This window comes from Peribacillus sp. FSL K6-5616, from assembly GCF_038008245.1.
Lineage (GTDB): Bacteria > Bacillota > Bacilli > Bacillales > DSM-1321 > Peribacillus > Peribacillus frigoritolerans.
The window spans coordinates 2824293-2843226 of sequence record NZ_JBBOYT010000001.1; the positions used below are offsets into that span (position 1 = coordinate 2824293).

The following is an 18934-nucleotide window of genomic DNA, read 5'->3' on the forward strand; positions in this document are numbered from 1 at the left end:
GAAAAAAGAAGGAATAAAGTGTAGGTGTTTTTATGATAAAATCCGATCGATTTCCGTTTTTACATTATTAAGGATGAATTCGATCGACTGGACATGGCTTTTAAATCGCTTATAACTTGTTTTAGGAAAAAATGCCTGAACGGCCACATCAGAAAGGTTATGGGCGGTTTGTTCGATTTGCTCGGGGAAAAGATGCCTAAATTCGGTTTCTTTCATCCACTCCTTCATTCCGGTTTCCCATTCGATGCATACGGTCATGACCTGATCTGCAAACGGCTTTACTTCCGAAAAGAAATCCTTTTCCTTTCCTTCCAGGCGTACACCCTCATAAATATCATCTGCCTGGTCCGTATATTTAATCAATTGTTCTGTTAATAGCTGCAGTTTTTCTTTTTGCACAATATATTCCTCCGTACGTTTGTTTCCCTTAGTATAATCCAGTTCTTCATAAAATGAAATTCCTGCGGATTATACGTGCAATTCAGTGAAAACCTTGTGTTTTATAATTGTTTTTTCCGGAACAATGGAAAAGGAGTGGTTCACACCTTCAGCATTCACCCAATAATCCTCGGCTTTCTCAATGGCTTCCTGGGCTTCATTAACTAATGTATATTGTTCCGCCCATAGTTTACACCGCACTGTATTTACAGTTTCCCCATATGAAATTTCCAAACGATCCAGGCTGGTACTGATCTCAGCTATCATCCTTAATATCTCTTCTGTTGCGACACTTTTATTGACCATGCTGATCCCTCCCATTCTTTACCTGTACTATTCTTTTTTTTATCTGAAAGCCCTTCATGACTGACAAAACTAGAAGCGAATCGGCAAAGAAAGTGCAATTCACTTAATTTATTATGCCCTTCGACAACAATGGCAGAATGAAGAATGAAGTTTTAAACAAGAATACAGACAGGAGGTGATTTTATGCAGTCGAATGAAAGCAGACAGCAGAAAAACGAAAAACGACAAAAGCCGCCCACTAAAAAGGCAGGAACGGGAAACCCGAAACTTAGTGGAGAAAACCGCCCCTCTACGTAAGTAATAAATACTGAACGATAAACAGGGAAGGCTTTATCGACGCCTTCCCTGTTTCCTATTATAAAATCCAATTTTTGATTATTGCTGCCGTGTGCAGCTGTTTTTGTTTATGATCATACCATTCCGTCAAATGCGGGTCTTCTTCCCATTTGGGTTCAATGAACCATTTTTTTTTAACCTTTTTTTTCATATCCCATTGCTCTGTCTCCCCTGCTTGATGATGAATCAATGGATATACTCCTCTCAGCATCGGGGTTTCATGGTACCTAGGCTTTTTTCGATATTGTTCATAATCATATCTGGCACCCGTTGGTTCAGTCCTGCAGGAGAATTCATAAAATAGTGGAAATAAATCTTCAGAAAATAAAAGCCCAGCCAACCTTTTCCCCAATTCAATCCTTTTATCGATATTTCTAAAATGCGAAACGGACGAGCCATACAGTTCTCCATTGCAAGTAGGAAATAGAACGGTGCTAAAATGCATCCAGTCCTGCAGGAAAAATAGCAGAGAATGAAAAACGAAGGATTGCTTTTTAATAACCGGTTCTTCAATGATGTTTTGTTCATTTATGATAAGCGCATTGACTAATTTTTCACGATTTCCATGTTTCCAAAAGGAATACCATTCGTTCTTCATGAATTTGGTAATAAAAAAATACTGACATAAGTGAAACAATGGACGTCCATATTTCGTCGAATAATGATAGAGAAGTAATTGCGGATATGCATCTTGGAATATTCTCCAGTTGGCTTCTTCATACGTTAGGAATAATTGACGCCTGTATTTAAGGCCAAGTAAATTGGAAAACCAAATCCCTTCAAGATCACACATATTCCAGCCTGCATTCCTGGAAACCATCCCGGCTAAAAATGACCATTGTATTTCTGGATGGATTCTGAAAAATTGTTCATATGCTTTCGTTCTTGATATATTATCCCTATTCCCTTTAGCGGTTTGGGCTTTTATGGAATGGAGCAATTGCTTTTCCGTCTTTAACATTCGCATCTATGTGTCCAGCCTTTCTATAGCGATGAATTGTGACATATAGTTGTACATAAATCCTATCGTTCTAAGAAACAATTCTTTTTATTCACATATTGGATTCTTTTTTTGCTAATATAGATAAGTGAAAAAAAGGAGGGGTAAAAGTGGCATTTCATTATCCCAACGGACGAAGATTTGTACCGCAGGCTATGGAAGAAAAGAAAAGCCCACTAAAAAAAAACAGTTACAGCAACCGGGGAAAAACATTGGAAGACGATTTGAACGAAACCAATCAGTATTATTTAGCACACGGCATTGCCGTCATCCATAAAAAACCGACACCCATTCAAATTGTCGATGTCCACTATCCGAAAAGAAGTGCTGCAGTCATTAAAGAAGCTTATTTCAAACAAGCATCGACCACCGATTATAATGGTGTTTATAAAGGAAAGTACATTGATTTTGAGGCAAAGGAAACGAAAAACAGCAGTTCGTTCCCTCTGAAGAATTTTCATGACCATCAAATTGAACATATGAAGCATATCGTTCAGCATGACGGAATTGCGTTTGTCATCATCCGGTTTTCCGCAATGGATGATATATATTTAATGAGTTCCGAACAACTGAGTTTTTATTGGAAGAGAATGAAAGACGGCGGACGCAAATCTATAACTCTTCAAGAGGTTGAAAGCAGTTCACGAAAGATTACTCTTGGCTTTCAACCGAGAATTGACTATATTAAAGTAGTAGATTCGCTCATCTCAGAAAATTTTTAGTTTTTTAGAAAGGCAGGTTAGCTGTAATGGCTGAAAAATATAATACTAGAGAAGAACGCCGAAAGCAGGGGCAGACACAAAAAAAGGGACAGAATAAAAGTCCTCAAAAGCCAACCAATATGCTTAAGCGGATTTTCCTTATACTTGTTACAATCGGAATAATAGGCCTGGTTGCCGGAGGAGCTGCAATGGCTTACTTTATAAGCGACGCTCCAGAACTTGACGAAAAGCTTTTGAAAGATCCTGTCACATCCAAGATTCTCGATGAAAATGGTAAATTACTTGCTGAAATCGGAAAGGAAAACCGGGATTATGTAAATTATGAAGACATACCCGATCTTGTCGAAGAAGCTTTCCTGGCAACGGAAGATTCCCGCTTTTATGAGCATCACGGGGTTGATTTCTTACGTCTGGGCAGTGCCGTCATAGCCAACGTCAAAAACGGATTCGGCTCAGAGGGTGCAAGTACATTGACCCAGCAGGTCATCAAGCGTTCTTATTTAACGCCTGATAAGACCATTAAAAGGAAAGTCCAGGAAATGTGGCTATCCATACAGCTTGAAAGAAAATATACAAAAGAAGAAATTTTCGAAATGTATGTGAATAAGATTTTCTTTGCAAACCGTGCCAACGGTATCTTAACTGCATCGCAAACTTATTATGGAAAAGATCTTAACGAATTGAAATTGAACGAAGCGGCCATGCTTGTAGGATTACCGCAAAGCCCGAGCAGGTATGACCCGTATAAATACCCTGAACGTGCGAAAGAACGCCGTGATATTGTCCTGCACTTAATGAACAAACATGGATATATCACTGAAACGGAAATGAAAAATGCACAAAGCATCGATATAACAGAAGGTCTTCAAGAAATCGATAAGAGCCAAATCGATACGACCGCATACGATGCATTCATCGATTTGGTAATTGAGGAAGTCGGAGATATGGGTGACTATAACGTATTTACCGATGGTTTGGAAATCCAGACGACCATTGATAAAGATGCCCAAGAATATGTTTATAACATGTTGAACAGTGATGAAATCATCAATTATCCAAGTAAAGATCTCCAAGCCGGAGTCACGTTACTTGATACAGAAACTGGTGAAATTAAAGCAGTGGGCGGCGGCAGGAACACGACGGTTAAACGCGGCTGGAATTATGCAACGGATGCCAAGCGATCACCTGGTTCGACGATTAAGCCGATTCTGGATTACGGTCCTGCCGTGGAATATTTAAATTGGTCCACCTACCACCAAATCAAGGATGAGGAATACACATACAGTAACGGAACACCGCTTAAAAATGCTTCCGGGAGACATTATGGCACTGTAACGACTCGGGAGGCACTGGCACGGTCATTAAATATTCCTGCCTTAAAAACGCTTCAAGCTGTCGGCTTGGACCGGGCACGTGATTTTGCCACTGATCTTGGGATTCCTTTCGACAAGGAAATTACCGAAGCTGCAGCATTGGGCGGCGGTAAGGATGTTTCTACGCTTGAACTTGCCGGTGCATACAGTTCATTCGGAAACAATGGTATTTATAATGAACCGCATAGTGTGAAAAAGATTGTTTTACGTGATAAAACAACCATCAAAAACAAGACGGAATCAAAACCGGTCATGAAAGATTCGACAGCTTTCATCGTGACGGACATGTTGAAAAGCGTCATGAAAGAAGCTTATGGAACAGGAAGGTTAGCCAATATTCCTAGCCTCCCGGTAGCCGGTAAAACCGGATCAACCAATTTCACGCCTGAACAGCGTGCAAAGAGCAACATCCCATCTTCGGGTGTAAAAGATAGCTGGATGGCAGGTTATACAACCAATTATACAGTCGCAGTTTGGGCTGGTTATGATAATGCTTCTGGTGAGAAAATGGAATATCTGGGTGAATCATCTCAAAGAATCCCTAAATACATCTTTAAGAATTTAATGGAACATATGGCCCAATCAAAAGAAACGAAAGACTTTGATCAACCTGACAGTGTTGTGAAGGTTGGAGTCATCAAAGGTTCGAATCCAGCTGTTAAAGCCAATGAATATACACCAAGCAGTAAAATCACTTATGAATATTATGTTAAAGGTCACGAGCCTACACAAGTGACGACAGAATATGAAAAAATCGACTCTCCTGGCATTAACGCTTCTTACAACCAGGAAAGCAATGAAATCAATTTATCATGGTCATATCCTAAAGGTAATGCCCAATTCGAGGTTAAGATGTCCGTTGACGGCGGTGCACAGAGCGTATTGAAAAAATCGAAGGATACTAGTTTAACGATTCCTAATCCAACCCCTGGAAGTAAATATACTTTCTCAGTGGTAGCTCTCGTGGATAACCAACAAAGTGATCCTGCGAGTACATCTGTCAAAATACCTGCTGAAGCGGAAGTCCCTGAGGATACTGAGGACGAGGAAATTGAAGATCCGGCCGAAGGTGAGGATACGGAACAAGAAACTCCTGCTGAAGGCGAAGAAGATAAACAAGACGAAGACAAAAATAACAATGGCGAAAACGGCAATAACGATAATAACGACAATAATGGTAATAACGGCAATAATGGTAATAATGGCAATAACGACAATAATGGCAATGGCAACAATGATAATAATGGTAATGGAAATGGCAATAACACGGATGACGGAAATGGCAATAATGGTGAGGACGTCGAAGGCGGGGATGATACCACTGACCCTGGAACGGTAGAAGAGGAAAAACCAGTCGAGACCCCTGATCCCGATCCTAATCCGGACCCAGATCCAAACCAAGATACCGAATAAGTATATATGAAGATTGACCTAAAAAAACGTCTAAGCTTTTGGCTTAGACGTTTTTTTGGCTGTTCTTATTTTTGATCATGAACTTTACATATTGTTTTTCAAATTCTCGGAACAACTCACTGAGCTGTCTATAAGAATGAAAAAAAGCGGGTTTAGCAAGGATGAAAGAAAGCCTTTCATCCATGTTCACCGGAATATTGTTAAAGGATTGTATTTGGAACCGGATATCATTCAATGCCACTGGCTGCCCATGCATCCAAAAGACTGCGGTTAAAAATAAAACGATCCCCTGCTTCATGAGTCCCAAGGTCTGTCCCGCTTTTCGCTCCGAAAATAGCAAACTGCATTCCGAATCAATTCCCTTCCATCTCTCCAGCAGTTCCTTTACATGCATTGCCCCTTTCGTCCAAGGAGCATACGCTTCTACATGATTATAATAAAGTAACTCATACGGGAAAGCCTCGACTGGAATCGTTTCACTCCAACCTGCATATCGTTCTTTTTCCAAGATGGTTTCCTTTTCAGGAAAAAACAAATGATGGACCAATTCTTCTGGGACTTTTAATGATATGGACTGCGTCAATTGGCTTCTTTCCTTTTCATTCTTTTCTTTCCTTCACGGCATAATTCGAGAAGCGGGCAGGTTTCACATCTTGGTGACTGGGCCTTGCAATGATAGCGTCCAAAGAATATCAGGCGGTGATGTGTAACGGACCACTCATCCTTTGGTATCTTAGCCATCAGCGTTTTCTCAACGTCGAGGACACTATCCTTCCAACGGCATAATCCCAGGCGCTTGGAAACACGCTCTACATGGGTATCCACAGCGATCGCCGGCACATCAAAAGCAACGGAAACGACAACATTCGCCGTCTTTCTGCCAACGCCAGGTAATTTAACAAGCTCATCACGATCTCTCGGAACTTCCTTACCGTATTCTTCGATCAGCATGCGCGACAGCTTTTGTATATTCTTGGCCTTGTTACGAAACAAACCGATTGAGCGAATGTCATTTTCCAACTCTTCAATCGGAACGCTTATGTAATCCTCAGGCGTTTTATATTTCTGAAATAAATCCTTCGTCACTTTATTGACTAATACATCCGTACACTGAGCTGACAGGGCAACAGCAACCACCAATTCAAATGGATTGGAGTGATTCAGCTCACAATGGGCATCGGGAAACATTTCACCCATCGTATCCAGACAATATCGAATTTGAGCTTTATTCAACATATTGGTTCTCCTTCAATTTACATTACTGCTCGAGCCAGTTATAGAAAGGCACATCTTTCAATGGTTGTGCAGTTTCCGTCTTTCGGTCCCTCTTTTGATGAACTCTAAATTTTTGTCCTTGCTCCCTTGCCTGTTCCAAGGTTTTAATTCCATTCTTTTTCCACTCGAATAAAATGCGATCAATGTATCGGAAATTCAATTTTCCGGAAATGACAGACTCCCTCAGAGCTGACTTAATGATTTCAGGTTGATGGTCATCCTCCATCCACATTGCCAATGTCTCACATTCAAAGGGAGATAAAGGGCGGCCGAACTCCTGTTCAAAAATCGTATAAAGGCTCTCCCCCGCTTTTTGGATTTCTGCAGACTCTGCCTGTTTCAAAGTTTTCAAGAAACAGTCCATCATTTTTTCATACAGTGGAGACAACGAATATTTTTCCTGTCCGATTTCTTGGCTCCCCTCAACCACCATTTCAACAAATCCCCTTTGGACCAAACGCTGGATCATGAATAGACATTCCGTTTCCTGCAATGTCATTCGGTCAGAAAGTTGGGAGGGTGCAGGGAAATGATTACCTTTATCGATGAAGCTTTGCAATTGTAATAATAGGACCATTTCTTGTTCATTCAGTCCCATTGTACTATAGTTAGTCAACAAAAAGGATGGAATCGTTATCGTTCCTTCCTTAAACCACGCATATAAATGTTCTTTATTCATGTTTTTGGACACCTCTGGTTTAGTATAACATGAATACGGCTCATCGAATAAGTTTATAATTTTAACAAAAAACGGTTATCTGCCAATAGGCAAGATAACCGCTTCATTACGGAATCAAGGATATAATCGATTTAATAGACGTGGGAACGGGATGGTTTCACGTACATGCTCGACTCCACTGATCCATGCTACTGTGCGTTCCAATCCCAAACCGAAGCCTGAATGCGGCACAGAGCCATATTTTCTTAATTCCATATACCATTTGTAAGCATCTTCGCTCAAGCCATGCTCATTGATTCTCTGTTCAAGCAATTCCTGATCATGAATCCGTTCTGAACCGCCAATTATTTCTCCATATCCTTCCGGAGCGATCAAATCGGCACAAAGAACGACTTCTTCCCTGTCAGGATCTGGCTGCATATAGAAAGGTTTGATTTTGGTTGGGTAATGAGTTATGAAAACGGGCTTATCATAACTTTCCGCTATCGCAGTTTCATGCGGAGCTCCAAAATCATCACCCCATTGAATATCATCAAATCCTTGTTCATGAAGGAACTTAATGGCTTCATCATATGTAATGCGCGGGAAAGGAGCTTGGATTTGTTCAAGCTTCGATGTATCACGGCCCAGTGTATTCAACTCAAGCTGACAGTTTTTCAATACGGATTGGATGATGGAAGAAACGAATTTCTCCTGGACCTCCAGGTTTTCTTTAAATTCGATGAAAGCCATTTCTGGTTCAATCATCCAGAACTCGATTAAGTGTCGTCTTGTTTTGGATTTTTCTGCCCTGAAGGTTGGACCGAAGGAAAATACCTTCCCAAGAGCCATGGCAGCCGCTTCCATATAGAGTTGACCACTTTGTGAAAGGTAAGCATCCTCATCAAAGTATTTAGTCGCGAACAATTCACTCGTTCCCTCTGGTGCGCTTCCCGTTAAAATTGGGGGATCCACTTTAACGAAGCCTTCTTCATTAAAGAATTCATATGTAGCACGGATTATTTCATTCCGGATTTTCATGACTGCATGCTGCCGTTTCGAACGCAGCCACAAATGGCGGTTATCCATTAAAAATTCAGGACCATGCGCTTTAGGTGTAATGGGATAATCCAATGATTCATGAATGATTTCAATATCTTTCACCTGTAATTCAAAACCGAACGGCGAGCGTTCATCCTTTTGAATGACACCTGTTACATACAAGGATGACTCTTGCGAAACCGATTTCGCACGAGCGAAAATCTCTTCACCCACTTCAGCTTTCACGACCACCCCTTGAATGAAACCAGAGCCATCACGTATTTGAAGGAAAGCAATTTTCCCACTGGAACGTTTGCTGGCAAGCCAGCCTCCAATGGTTACTTCTTGATCGACGAATTTGCTAGCATCTTTTATTGTAATTTTCACGGAATTTACCTCCAAAAATAACTTAACTTACTAATGAATTTACTCTACTTATTATACCCATAGCCCTGCTTACAAGCAAATAAATCAATTGAAGCGGAGGTTCCATGCCTTTTATATCATTCTTATTATGTTTTGTAGATTGCATGGTAGTTTACCATTCACGAAAGCCCATGCTCTTATTACAGTAAAATCATCTCGGTATATGTTATCGATCGACTTTTCCATTTCCTAAACAAATTAACGAATGGTAATCATTTTCGCCTTTAACAGTGTTTCAAATGATGCAAATAATTGGAAAGCACTTTTAGGATTTCTTATTTGGCAGGAAAGCAGCTCTTCAAGTCTTTTGATCCGATAGCGTAAACCACTCATTGAAATGTTCAATTCTTTCATACTGCATTCAAGATTTCCACCGCATTGGAGAAAGACATAAAGCGTTTTCAATAATTCATTCATTTTGGGGTCATCTTCCATCAATAAAGGACCCAGCATTTTCTCAGCTTTTTTCAGTACCGCCGGAGTACTCCCAGTATGCATTAAAATGGATAGCAGATCGACTTCTTCAAATTTGATAATATCCCGAGTTCCTTCATTCATATTCAAAGCGGTTAAAGCTTCCTGAAAAACCTCGTGTGCCCGTTCCAATTCATCACTTATTGTACCAAGTCCCACTTTAAAGTTATATCCGCTGAAAACAGTATATAACTGATCGATGCATTCCTTGATTCGTAATGGGAATTCATTTCCTGGACTCAACGGTATAAGCAATACGATATGGCCATCCCTTAATGCTGTTAAGACGACTTGATTCCGCTTTTTAAAGAAACTATAAATCTCTTCGATGATTTTCTGCTGAATGAAATAGTCATTCTCTGTCCCCTGATCGGAGGAAAAACGATAGCCCAGCACCGCAATTGTGAAAGGATGATCCAATGAAGCGTCTAGATACATGCTTTTTTTGATTATTTCTTCCTTAGAAGCAAACTCTCCATTTAATATTTGTTCAAGGAATAAACCTTTTACTCTTTCAAGCGCTTCAAAACTGCTTTTCTCATTTAAGAGGAATAAGGAACCAGTCATGGACACCCTCTCAAGAATCATTCGATTGATTTCCCGGTTCGTTTTACCTTCAGCTCGATCAGATTGCACAAAGGCACAATAGCCGTAAGTTTTATTTTGTAATGTAATGGGCGTATAAAGCAGTTCCATCCCATCTTTTACGATTCTTCCGGTCTCCATAGTGACAAGACCATTTCCACTCATTAGTTTAAGCTTATTCCTGACATCCTCTGCCTTCCCTTTGTGAAAACCAGCATGATAAACTTGATTATTATTGAAATTCTCCATCAACAAAGGTATTTTTGTTTTCTGATAAACCATCCTCACTATCGATTGAAGGCTTCTTCCGTTAATTAGCTCTTCTGTCAGCGAATCATGAATATCCATCACTTTTGACAAACTATTGCGCTCCTCCAGCAGCTTTTCATATGTGACGGCAAGCTCTTGGACAATCGGTTTGGTTTTATAATATTTCAATTCATCCTGAATCTCCATGCCCCATAAATGTATCGATTTACCTTCGTATCTACACGCTGAATGCCCTGCTCCCTTACAGGCGCTTTCCTTAAAAATCACTTCATGACCGCAGACCGTTGAATAAAATCCACTTGCATACCCCGTCAATGTATAACAGACTGGCTTTTCCGCGATTCCAGTCTGGGTGATATGTTCCTCTGCCTCATAGGAATTGACCCAAACCCCTTCCACCTTTACAGAGTGTACATCCTCTTGACCATCCATCGATAATTCCAGTTTCGTCGTATTGACTTTTGTATAACCTTGCAGCATATGTAATATGGGGCCTTGCCCCAGTATCTCCTTAACCGTTGACAAATTCCCTTTTAGTGCCTTTTTTGCATCATTGACGCCGATATTCCAGCCATATCGTATTAAAAAAGACTTCATTCTTTCAAATCCAATATTCTCGATCAGGTCCTTCCTTAAGGTACCGAAAATTGAAGAGGAGGTCAGGATCATCCTCTCATCATTTAAATGAATTTCGCCATCATCATTCTTAAGATTCAAAAGATTCGTCATGATTCCCCCGGCTTTCCTTTTACATAATATTATACTTTTTCCACACCTTACCTATCAAGATAAATGTAAACGCATTCATATCATGCCGTGGTGGAAAAACCGGTGGGAGTCGATACATACCATTCTTTACACGTTTTCTTAAACAGTTTAATTCATTCGGAGCTGAATCAAATCATTAATGTCTTCATCTTCATTTATCCACTTATCATTTGTCCAGCCATGAAGGTCATAATCGTCCATTGCCAAGTCCACAAAAGCTTTGAATTTATCCGATTGTCCATTTAAATCAGCCATTTTCATGGTTTCAAGCCTAATATTTTCATGGTTACCCGCATAATTGATTTCATATAACTCATTTCTGCCGCCAAATTCCGTTCCGATGGAATCCCAGATAAGTTTCATCAGTTTTACCCTTTCCACTGCCGAAACCGCACCTGAACCCTTATAATATTTATCGAGATACGGACGGACCTCAGGGTTTAAAAAATCCTTGGAGCTTGATGGGAGTTGAATGAGATTACCTGCTACAACCTGTTCAAATATCTGTTTCACCTTCGGCCAAACCATAGGTGCGAACACCCTATAAGCAGTTGCATATGTGCTATTGGGGAGAACAGTGCCATTCGGCCCTTCCATCGGATCTGTAGCCATCGCTGTCGAGATTGCCCAAAACATATTCCTGTAAGCAAGCACTTCCCCGATATTGGCTTGAACTCCCCTGAATTGATTCGTTCCTGCCATTTCCGTAGCCTTCATCAGAAGCCCAGCCATAAAGTCCAATTTCACCGCATAGCGTGTGCAGCCATGAAATGTATATCGATTCATCCACCCAGTCTTGGATCTAAATCCATTTGCAATTTCCACATTATTATAGGCGAATACATTCTCCCATGGCACGAATACATGATCAAGGACGATGACTGCGTCATTTTCGTCGAACCGACTAGAAAGCGGGTAATCGAAAGGAGTGCCTGTCTTGGCAGCCGTTTCTTCAAAAGACTGTCTGCTGATCATTTTTAATCCCGGCGCATTCATCGGCACAAAGAAAATCAATGCATGGCTCCTATCTCCTTCCCCAAGATCGACAGGAGAATAATTCGCGACAAAATTATAATTCGTAAGTGCTGCAGAAGTTCCAACCATTTTGGCTCCGCTTACGATTATTCCATCATCCCGCTCTTCCACGGTACGTACAAATACCTCTTTATTTTCATGTAGCGGTTTATTCCTGTCCATTGCCGGATTTATAATTGTATGGTTACAGAAGGGAACGTCCCTTGTGGTTTTTTCATACCATCTTTTCGCATTATCTTCAAATCCCTTATAAAAATCGCTATAAGGTCCCAATGATCCTGTAAATGCAGCTTTGTAATCAGGGGTACGACCCATGAAACCATAGCTCAACTTTGACCATTGTGCTATGGCATCCCTTGCTTCAAGTAGCTCTGTTGCGTTCTTTGAGGCTTTGAAGAACTTATGGGTAGTATGGCCTTCATCTGTCTTAGCCGTTAAAATCCGTGCAGTATCCGGATCATGTAGAGCATCATATAGCTGCGCAATTGACCTGGCAGAATTGCGATATGCTGGGTGTGTCGTCACATCATCTACCTTATCACCGTTCAAGAATACCGTTCGTCCATCTCGTAAACTTTCTAAATACTCTTTGCCATTCATCATCGGAACATCCCCCATTCACAATCTTTCAATTGAATTCCTAGCTTTATACTAACTAAATGTTCCAGGCATTTTTCTGTTGAAACCCATCTTTTTTCTAACATTTTTTGTCTAATTATACTGAATAATCTAAATATGTTGAACTTAAACAAAAAATCATATACGATATCATATATGATTAATCATAAAATCAAGGGGTGAGTGTCCATGGCAAAAGCAAGAGTGAAACTTCAAAAGTCAGATTATTCAGAAGAAGTGGAAATACTGTCGAACCGCTATATATTATTGAACGGTTTTAAGTATGAGGTATCACGAATCAAGTTGGATAACCCTATTTCAGGAACGGTATATGGAACATTATTAAACTATAAAGGGTCATTGGAAGCATTGAAGGGGAAGATCGACCATCCGCCTTATAATGAACCTCCTAAAGGGCCGATCCTTTATATTAAACCTAGAAACACGTTTTCTTCTTATTCCAATCCAGTTCCCCTTCCAACCGGCATACCTGAATTGGAAATCGGAGCAGCACTTGGAGTAGTGATCAGTAAAACGGCCACAAGAGTCAAGAAAGAACATGCATCGGATTATATAGAAGGTTTTACGATCGCCAATGATATTAGCATTCCTCACGAAAGCGTTTTCCGTCCTGCTATCCGCCATAAAGCCCGTGATGGATTTTGCCCGATCGGTCCATGGGTCGTATCCAAGGAATCCATCTCCAACCCCGATTCTTTAGGACTTCGTGTATATATTAATGGAGAGCTAAGGCAAGAAAATTCAACTTCAAATCTAATTCGCTCCATCCCCCGGCTTATTGAGGATGTAACGGACTTCATGACCTTGAGTACGGGTGACGTCCTTCTAGTTGGTGTTCCTGAGAATGCACCGCTGGCCAAAGCCAATGATCAAGTCAGGATAGAAATAGACGAAATCGGTTATTTGGAAAATACGATCATTTCCGAGGAAAAATTATCACTGGAGGGGATTTTATGAAGAGAGCACGTGTAGCCTATGCAGGTGCCATACATCCAGCAAGTGAATATCATGGCCAGCTCCAATTGGCGGATGGCCGGATTGTCAATGAGCAGGACGTTGTCTGGCTTCCCCCGGTGGAACCACGAACTGTCTTCGCGCTTGGTTTGAATTATGCAGACCATGCGAAGGAACTAGCTTTTAAATCCCCGGACGAACCCCTTGCGTTCTTAAAAGGTCCCAATACATTCATCGGCCACCGGGGACAGACAAGGCGGCCTGCTGATGCAGCTTATATGCATTATGAATGTGAACTGGCAGTGGTCATCGGTAAAAAGGCGAAGAACATAAAAAAGGAAGAAGCCTTTAAATATGTAAGTGGATATACGATTGCAAATGATTATGCAATACGGGATTATCTGGAGAACTACTACCGGCCAAATCTAAAGGTCAAAAATCGCGATACCTGCACCCCCATTGGTCCCTGGCTCGTCGATGCCGAAGATATTCCAGATCCTTCGAATCTTGCCATCAAAACTTACGTCAACGGAAAATTGACTCAGCAAGGCAACACGAAAGACATGATTTTCGGCATTGCTGATTTAATTGAATATTTCAGCAGCTTCATGACATTGAGTCCAAACGATATCATATTGACAGGCACACCTGAAGGCTTGGCGGATACTGCTGTAGGCGATGAAATCATCACTGAAATTGAAGGTATCGGAAAACTCGTTAGCACAATAGTCGGGGACGATGTATTTACTGAAAACGGGGATCGGCCTCATCTAAAAATCCACAAATAATGGAAGGGACTAATCATATGCCTCATATAATTATTGAATATACGGATAATATCAAAGATGAAATCCAGATTGACGGGTTATTAAGAAAGGTGAATGATGTACTGATATCCTATCCCTCCATCTTTCCAATTGGCGGGATTCGATCCCGGGCCATTGAATTGAAGCATTATCGTGTTGCCGATGGTACAGAGGATGATGCATTTGTTCATGCCATACTAAAAATTGGCGCTGGACGCCAGGACAGTGATAAAACAAAAGTATGTGACCACCTTTTCGAAACGATGGAGTCCCATTTGGCATCCCTCTTTTCAAAAAGATATCTTGCCCTCTCCATGGAACTTACGGAATTCAGTGATTTTGGCACATATAAAAAGAATAATATCCATAATCGATATAATAAATGAACAATATTTCATATTTCAGACTGTAGACAAACTCGATGAAAATCGAGTTTGTCTATTTTTATGGCTTGTACAATTTGGACGTTGCTTTCCACTCCAGGCACTCGCTTTCCGCGGGCGGTCCGGGAGCCTCCTCGGCTTTCGCCTGCGGGGTCTCCCCTGGACACGCTTTTCCCGCAGGAGTCTCGTACCTTCCGTTCCAATCAACTTTGTTTTAACTTTTAGATAGAACACTTTTGCCTAGAGTCATTTTTGTTTTAAAATAGAAGTATTAGAACCTGAGGTAATGGATGCTTTCTAAACATGATTCTATTCAGCGAGATCAACTTGAATGGAGGCTGCCATTGACTTCACTTTCATTTATGACTTGGTGAAAGATATGTAATCAGTAGGACGCCCAAGTTATTGATCCAGTTATTTTAATTAAACTGACTTTCATTCAATATTCCTTCGGTATCCGTTCCATGCGTAAAATGATTGAAGAAGTTGAAACAAATATGGCTTACCGTTGGTTCTTAGGTTATGGTTTCCATGATAAAGTACCTCCTACTCCACGTTCGGGAAAAATTATAAGCGACGCTTTAAAGATAAAGAACCTGTTTGAACAGATTTTCAATCGCATTTTAAGGACAGCTACTAATAAAAAGTTAATAAGTGCTGAACACGTTTTCGTGGATTCCACACATGTGAAAGCCAGTGCGAATAAACGGAAATTTTGAAAAGAAAATCGTTCGTAAAGATACACGAGTGTATCAAGGACGTCTTCAAGAAGAAATCATTCCAGATCGTGAAAGCCATGGAAATTACAAGCTACCTATTTAAGAAAGAAATCATACCCGCTTTACATTATACACATCCTCGCACAAACTTCCGCAAACAGGACTATGTCGATGAATATATTGATTGTTACCTTTGCCCTTTGGGAGAACTATTAAAGTACTCAACAACAAATAAAGAGGGCTATCGCGAGCATAAATCCCCAAACACATCTGTGCAACATGCTCATTTTTATCTCGGTGAACAGAAAGCAAAGACGGTCAAAAAGTGGTGACTCGGCATATCTGGCATACATATGTGGAAGAAGCAGATCATCTGCGTCATCATCAAGATGTAAAACCTATATATGCGAAACGTAAAGAAACGATTGAGCGTGTATTCGCAGATGCAAAAGAAAAGCATGGTATCCGTTGGACTTCTTTAAGGGGACTTAATAAATTGTCGATGCAGGCGATGCTTACTTTGGCTGCCATTAATTTAAAGAAGATGGCCAATAAAATGGCCTAACATGTGGGCTCGTAGAGCCGCAATCTCTTAACTTTAGGCGAAAATTCAAAGGGAATTTCAAAAGGGGTTCAGAATTTTTTAATTCCGAACCCCTTTTGTCTACAAACTGCAATATTTCATATTTAAAGGCCTTCCGCATCATCGGGAAGGCCTTTAAATTAACATGTTTTGCCACCGCTACCTGGCTCAGTTGATTTCTGCAAGGTTTTCAGTGCGGTTCAGGAACTCTTTGACACGGTCCACATATTCCTGTTTATCATAGCCGTTATATAAAGCGCTTGCCATACGGACCGGATCCCCAAAAAAGAACCTTTCGTACAGCGTTTGCCTGGATCCAAATGAACTCATGCATACATCCCATGCAAGACGATACAATTTAACCCTGTCATACGCTCCACCATTCGCGGCTTGAAGATATTTATCCAAATCCGGTCGAAGCTCCGAATTGAAATCAGCTTCATTTGGTATCGCCATTAAGCCACTAGCTCCAAGAAGCTGCATTATTTCACTGAATCTAGGGTAAATCTTCGGATAATAATTACGGGCTATGTTTAAAGGTGTGAAATCGGGTGTCATCATTCCCCACTTATCCACTTTCGCATTTGCCTCAGAAGCTGTAATGAAAGCCTTTACCGTTTCAAGCGCTATGATGACTTCCGAGATTTTCTCCTGAACATGCTGGTATTGCCCGATATTGATGGTTTCCACCATTAGCTGCAAAATCCCCAGAATGAACTCGGTTTTGGCGATATTCTTCGATACCACCTGATGAGTCATATGAACAACGGCATTGCTTTCATTATAAGCCTGGTTGCAAATGCCGACATCCCCATATGCAAATACCCGATTCCAAGGTACGACTACATCATCAAAAACGATAATCGTATCCATTTCCTCAAATCGTGAACCAAGTGGATGGTCAAAATGTGATTTGCCATAGTCGAATGATTCACGACAGATGAATTTCAACCCCGGTGTATTATTTGGGATGGAGAATGCGAATGCATAAGGGTTTTCTTCTTCTGATTGTTTAAGCAATGTGGAAGGGAAAACCATGATTTCATCCGTTATTCCTCCTTGTGTAGCTAATAATCTGGCACCCTTTATAATAAGCCCTTCTGAATTCTTGCCGGCAATCCGTGCAGCGATGTAAGGGTCCGGAAGCTTTGCGGCACTTACTCCCCTATTAACCTGAGGTTGAATCAAGGTATGTGTCAACGACAAATCCTTTTCCCGGCAGAGCTCATAATAATCCTTCATATTTTTTGCAAATGCCGAATCCTGAGTGCCGAACATATCAGCTGCAGTACCGTACGCCATCATCCCACTGTTGATATAGTCAGGGGAACGTCCCATCATTCCATTATTATGTCTTGCCCATTCTTGAATCATTTTCCGCCTTTTTTCAAGGTCTTCCTTAGTCCGCGGCTGCATGAATGAGGTTCCTACTCTTTCGTTTGAAGTTGGTGAAATATAAGTCATGATGTCATGTTTCGCGGAATCATGCTGCAAATCATATAATTCGGCCTGTGTTTTCATGACCCCTTTAAAAGCTGGGTGTTGACTGATCTTATCTTTTACTTGCTCTCCATTGATCCATACATTCGCCTTTGCTTTGTCTACCCTATCGATATATTCTTTACCTGTTTTAGCCGGCATAATTACATCCCCCTTAGCATCAAAGTGATGAAGCGCTTACAATTAAATAAATTCCAAATATTGAATTAATTCCTATAACAAAATATACCATGTGTTATGATATATATATAATACTTAAAAAATTCAATATGTATATGTTAATCATATGTATGAGGTGTATATAATGGACATCCGGCAGTTAAAATATTTTGTGACGATCGTTCAGGAAGAGCAAGTAACCAAAGCCGCAAAAAAATTACATATGGCTCAACCGCCTCTTAGCCAGCAACTTAAATTAATGGAAATGGAAATCGGTGAAAAACTTTTCGATCGGAATGGAAAGAAACTTGAACTCACTGAAACTGGCAAGGTCCTTTATAAAAAAGCTGAAGCTCTATTAAACCAGTTCGAAGAATCACTACTGGAAGTGAAGGAAGTCAGTAAAGGGGTAAAGGGCACTCTTTCCATAGGGTCAGTAAAAACTTGCTTTTCTTACATTCCGCAAAGGATGAGAACCTTTAGAGTTAAATACCCTGACATACGTTTCAAATTAATGGAAGGTGATACGTTCCGTTTGACAGAAGGTTTAATAAACAGGGAAATCGAGTTGGCCATTGTAAGGCTTCCTATTAACGGTAAGCAATTCTCATCGATTAACCTTCCGCCGGAAGATTTTGTGCTTGTCACCCCAAAAGATTGGGATATCCCAGACTCGATCGAATTCAAACAAATTAAGGATTATCCCCTCTTATTGCTACATAGGATTAGCGGTCAAGGCACTTACGAACTTATAGTGGATGAATGCTTAAGACATGGATTTGACCCTACGATTGTATGTGAATGTCCTGATGCTGCAATGATCTTATCTTTAGTGAAGGAAGGAGTAGGCGCTACCATCATGCCACGTACCACGTCCAAATCGTTTTCAACCCAGGGGATAAAAATAGTCGAATTGATAGATTGTGAAGTACAATCGGAAGCCGCCCTTATTTGGCTTGAAGAACGCTATCTTTCCAAAGGCGCCGTCAAATTCCTAGAAACATTTTCTGAATGAATGCCCAGTTACCCTTGAATATTAGTGCACCTGTACCTCATTCTTTGGTATTTGTT

19 protein-coding genes are annotated in these 18934 nt (G+C 40.7%); 9 read left to right on the plus strand and 10 right to left on the minus strand.

Going from position 1 to position 18934, the window contains the following annotated elements:
- Nucleotides 1–30: 30 nt before the first annotated feature.
- From MHB45_RS13445 to MHB45_RS13455, 3 genes are all read right to left on the minus strand, one after another.
- Complete coding sequence (locus tag MHB45_RS13445) at nt 31–399, minus strand: YppE family protein (protein WP_048688372.1); 369 nt, start codon at nt 397–399, stop codon at nt 31–33.
- A 69-nt stretch (nt 400–468) separates the two neighbouring features.
- On the minus strand, nt 469–744 hold the full coding sequence (locus MHB45_RS13450) for a hypothetical protein (RefSeq protein ID WP_048688368.1): 276 nt from the start codon (nt 742–744) through the stop codon (nt 469–471).
- A gap of 355 nt (nt 745–1099) precedes the next feature.
- Nucleotides 1100–2047: a DUF2515 family protein gene (locus MHB45_RS13455; RefSeq protein WP_048688366.1), complete on the minus strand. Its 948-nt coding sequence runs from the start codon at nt 2045–2047 to the stop codon at nt 1100–1102.
- A 143-nt stretch (nt 2048–2190) separates the two neighbouring features.
- Between MHB45_RS13455 and recU the strand changes: the two genes are divergently transcribed.
- On the plus strand, nt 2191–2802 hold the full coding sequence (gene recU / locus MHB45_RS13460) for a Holliday junction resolvase RecU (protein ID WP_072273947.1): 612 nt from the start codon (nt 2191–2193) through the stop codon (nt 2800–2802).
- Between the two features lie 26 nt (nt 2803–2828).
- Nucleotides 2829–5588: a PBP1A family penicillin-binding protein gene (locus MHB45_RS13465; RefSeq protein ID WP_340907928.1), complete on the plus strand. Its 2760-nt coding sequence runs from the start codon at nt 2829–2831 to the stop codon at nt 5586–5588.
- Nucleotides 5589–5631: 43 nt separating this feature from the next.
- On the opposite strand, the gene MHB45_RS13470 is transcribed toward MHB45_RS13465, so the two are convergent.
- The 6 genes from MHB45_RS13470 to MHB45_RS13495 all read right to left on the minus strand — a co-directional run bounded on the left by MHB45_RS13470 (nt 5632) and on the right by MHB45_RS13495 (nt 12723).
- Complete coding sequence (locus MHB45_RS13470; protein WP_249594731.1) at nt 5632–6171, minus strand: YpoC family protein; 540 nt, start codon at nt 6169–6171, stop codon at nt 5632–5634.
- Entirely contained in the window at nt 6168–6824 is a 657-nt protein-coding gene (nth, locus tag MHB45_RS13475; RefSeq protein ID WP_063593994.1) for an endonuclease III, read from the minus strand. Before nth ends, MHB45_RS13470 begins: the two co-directional genes overlap by 4 nt.
- Before the next feature lie 22 nt (nt 6825–6846).
- Nucleotides 6847–7542, minus strand: a complete 696-nt coding sequence (locus tag MHB45_RS13480) for a DnaD domain-containing protein (RefSeq protein ID WP_048688355.1) — start codon at nt 7540–7542, stop codon at nt 6847–6849.
- A gap of 114 nt (nt 7543–7656) precedes the next feature.
- On the minus strand, nt 7657–8949 hold the full coding sequence (asnS, locus tag MHB45_RS13485) for an asparagine--tRNA ligase (RefSeq protein WP_249594732.1): 1293 nt from the start codon (nt 8947–8949) through the stop codon (nt 7657–7659).
- Nucleotides 8950–9186: 237 nt separating this feature from the next.
- Nucleotides 9187–11046 (minus strand): XylR N-terminal domain-containing protein, encoded by a 1860-nt coding sequence (locus MHB45_RS13490; RefSeq protein WP_202315751.1) that lies wholly within the window; start codon nt 11044–11046, stop codon nt 9187–9189.
- 147 nt (nt 11047–11193) lie between these two features.
- On the minus strand, nt 11194–12723 hold the full coding sequence (locus MHB45_RS13495) for a 4-hydroxyphenylacetate 3-hydroxylase family protein (protein ID WP_048688347.1): 1530 nt from the start codon (nt 12721–12723) through the stop codon (nt 11194–11196).
- A 204-nt stretch (nt 12724–12927) separates the two neighbouring features.
- Here MHB45_RS13495 and MHB45_RS13500 point away from each other — a divergent pair, with 204 nt between their 5' ends.
- The 6 genes from MHB45_RS13500 to MHB45_RS28330 all read left to right on the plus strand — a co-directional run bounded on the left by MHB45_RS13500 (nt 12928) and on the right by MHB45_RS28330 (nt 16186).
- Nucleotides 12928–13716, plus strand: a complete 789-nt coding sequence (locus MHB45_RS13500; protein WP_048688344.1) for a fumarylacetoacetate hydrolase family protein — start codon at nt 12928–12930, stop codon at nt 13714–13716.
- Complete coding sequence (locus MHB45_RS13505) at nt 13713–14501, plus strand: fumarylacetoacetate hydrolase family protein (protein ID WP_072273943.1); 789 nt, start codon at nt 13713–13715, stop codon at nt 14499–14501. The genes MHB45_RS13500 and MHB45_RS13505 overlap by 4 nt, the downstream gene beginning before the upstream one ends.
- Nucleotides 14502–14518: 17 nt before the next feature.
- Complete coding sequence (locus tag MHB45_RS13510) at nt 14519–14905, plus strand: 5-carboxymethyl-2-hydroxymuconate Delta-isomerase (RefSeq protein WP_034307909.1); 387 nt, start codon at nt 14519–14521, stop codon at nt 14903–14905.
- A gap of 461 nt (nt 14906–15366) precedes the next feature.
- Entirely contained in the window at nt 15367–15621 is a 255-nt protein-coding gene (locus MHB45_RS28320) for a transposase (RefSeq protein WP_373689751.1), read from the plus strand.
- Between the two features lie 68 nt (nt 15622–15689).
- A complete protein-coding gene (locus MHB45_RS28325; RefSeq protein ID WP_432443740.1) occupies nt 15690–15953 on the plus strand; it encodes a hypothetical protein in 264 nt (87 codons plus the stop codon).
- On the plus strand, nt 15947–16186 hold the full coding sequence (locus MHB45_RS28330) for a transposase (protein ID WP_373689753.1): 240 nt from the start codon (nt 15947–15949) through the stop codon (nt 16184–16186). Before MHB45_RS28325 ends, MHB45_RS28330 begins: the two co-directional genes overlap by 7 nt.
- 186 nt (nt 16187–16372) lie before the next feature.
- Here the strand turns inward: MHB45_RS28330 and hpaB are convergent, their stop codons facing one another.
- Nucleotides 16373–17845, minus strand: a complete 1473-nt coding sequence (hpaB, locus tag MHB45_RS13520; protein ID WP_048681584.1) for a 4-hydroxyphenylacetate 3-monooxygenase, oxygenase component — start codon at nt 17843–17845, stop codon at nt 16373–16375.
- A 163-nt stretch (nt 17846–18008) separates the two neighbouring features.
- Here hpaB and MHB45_RS13525 point away from each other — a divergent pair, with 163 nt between their 5' ends.
- The gene (locus MHB45_RS13525; RefSeq protein ID WP_202186206.1) at nt 18009–18878 is read left to right on the plus strand and encodes a LysR family transcriptional regulator; all 870 of its coding nucleotides are present in this window, start codon (nt 18009–18011) and stop codon (nt 18876–18878) included.
- Nucleotides 18879–18934: the final 56 nt, after the last annotated feature.